Here is a 1,426-nt window from a genome sequence, read left to right as displayed (position 1 = left end):
GTCGCTCGCACTGTCGACCACATAGATGTCGTTGCCGGCTCCGCCGATCAGCGTGTCATTGCCGGCACCGCCGTCCAGAAGATCGTTGCCGGCGCCGCCGATGATCGTGTTGGCGAGCGCATTGCCGGTGCCGATAAAATCGCCGGTGCCGATGAAAGCCAGGTTTTCGACATTGGCAATATTGGTCAAGGCATAGGAAGAAAGCACCGTCCTGATCAGATCGGTCCCTTCATTCAGCCCTTCGGTGACCACGTCGGCCAGATCATCGACGATATAGATGTCGTGGCCCGCTCCGCCGATCAGCGTGTCAGCACCTGCCCCGCCATTCAGGATGTCATTACCGACACCACCAGTGATCGTGTTGGCAAGGCTATTGCCTGTCCCGACAAAGGCTGCCGTTCCGATGTAGGTGAGGTTCTCGACATTAGCACCCAATGTGTAGGCACTCAGGTTCGTTCGAGCCGTGTCGATCCCCTCATTGGCGGCCTCGGTGACGAGGTCGCCGGCATTGTCGACGACATAGGTGTCGTCGCCAGCACCGCCGATCAAGCTGTCGGCGCCAGCCCCGCCATTCAGCGTATCATTGCCGGCGCCGCCTGACAGCGTATCGATGGCAGCCGCCCCTGTGATTACATTGTCGAGATCGTTGCCCGTCCCGGCAAAGGCCGCCGCTCCGATATAGGTGAGGTTCTCGAGGTCGCTGCCAAGCGTATAGCTTGCCAATGTCGTGCGAACCGTATCGGTTCCCTCGTCGGCAGCTTCGGCGACGCTGTCGCCGGCATTGTCGACGATATAGGTGTCGCTGCCCTCACCGCCGATCAAGCTGTCCGCACCTGCCCCGCCGTTCAGCATGTCAGAGCCGGAGCCGCCGGTGATCGTATTGGCAAGCGCATTGCCGGTGCCGGTGAAGTTGGCCGATCCCGTGTAGCTCAGGTTCTCGACATTGACCAATGCGGCGATCGAGTAGGCTGCAAGTAACGTGCGGATTTCGTCTGTGCCGGCACTGGCCAACTCGGTGATGACGTCGCTCGCACTGTCGACCACATAGATGTCGTTGCCGGCTCCGCCGTTCAGCGTGTCATTGCCGGCACCGCCGTCCAGCGTGTCGTTGCCGGCGCCGCCGGTGATCGTGTTGGCGAGCGCATTGCCGGTGGCGGTGAAGCTGGCCGATCCCGTGTAGCTCAGGTGCTCGACATTGGCATTGATGGTCAAGGCATAGGAAGAAAGCGCCGTCTTGATCAGATCGCCTCCTTCATTCAACCCTTCGGTGACCACGTCGCCAACATTGTCGACAATATAAGTGTCGTTGCCCGCTCCGCCGATCAGCATGTCAGCGCCAGCCGCACCATTCAGGGTGTCGTTGCCGACACCACCCGTGATCGTGTTGTCGAGGCTATTGCCTGTTCCGACAAAGGCTACCGTACCA

1 protein-coding gene is annotated in these 1,426 nt (G+C 60.4%); it reads right to left on the bottom strand.

Annotated features, from left to right (window positions below; translation table 11 throughout):
- Positions 1 to 1,426, bottom strand: a 1,426-nt coding sequence (locus FY112_RS38320) for a calcium-binding protein (RefSeq protein WP_246700811.1), incomplete at both ends; no start/stop codon positions are given.

This window comes from Rhizobium sp. PEPV16 (genome assembly GCF_008919455.1).
GTDB classification, from domain to species: Bacteria; Pseudomonadota; Alphaproteobacteria; order Rhizobiales; family Rhizobiaceae; genus Rhizobium; species Rhizobium leguminosarum_Q.
Note: the sequence above shows the minus strand (reverse complement) of the source record. Positions and strands in the feature narration are given on the sequence as shown.